The sequence below is a fragment of the Streptomyces huiliensis genome, from assembly GCF_020037025.1.
GTDB lineage: Bacteria > Actinomycetota > Actinomycetes > Streptomycetales > Streptomycetaceae > Streptomyces > Streptomyces huiliensis.
Genome location: NZ_JAIQLH010000047.1, coordinates 1 through 432, shown reverse-complemented (window position 1 = coordinate 432; position 432 = coordinate 1). Strand labels below are relative to the sequence as shown.

The window sequence follows — 432 nt, the reverse complement described above, 5'->3', positions numbered from 1 at the left end:
GCGACGACGCGGACGGGCCGGGGCCTCCGCCTCGGCGGCGGCCTCGGGCTGAGCGGTTTCGGCCTGGACGGCCTCGGGCTCGGCGGCCGGCGCGGACGTCTCGCCCGTGCTCACGACGGGGCTGGTGGCCTTGCGGACGGCACGGCGGCGCGGACGCGCCGGGGTGGCGGGCGCCTCGGCGGCAGCGGTCTCGGTGGCAGCGGCCTCGGCGGGGGCACCCGCGTCGGCGCTCACCTCGGCGGCGGGCTGCTGAGCGGCACCCTCGGCCGGGCCGCCGGCCTTGCGGACGGCACGGCGGCGCGGACGCGCCGGGGTGGCGGGCGCCTCGGCGGCAGCGGTCTCGGTGGCAGCGGCCTCGGCGGGGGCACCCGCGTCGGCGCTCACCTCGGCGGCGGGCTGCTGAGCGGCACCCTCGGCCGGGCCGCCGGCCTT

The 432-nt window shown here is 83.3% G+C and carries 1 pseudogene; it reads right to left on the bottom strand.

Annotation, left to right across the window (positions count from 1 at the left end):
• Window positions 1-432: pseudogene (locus tag JNW98_RS10410) on the bottom strand (hypothetical protein); the annotation flags it as partial.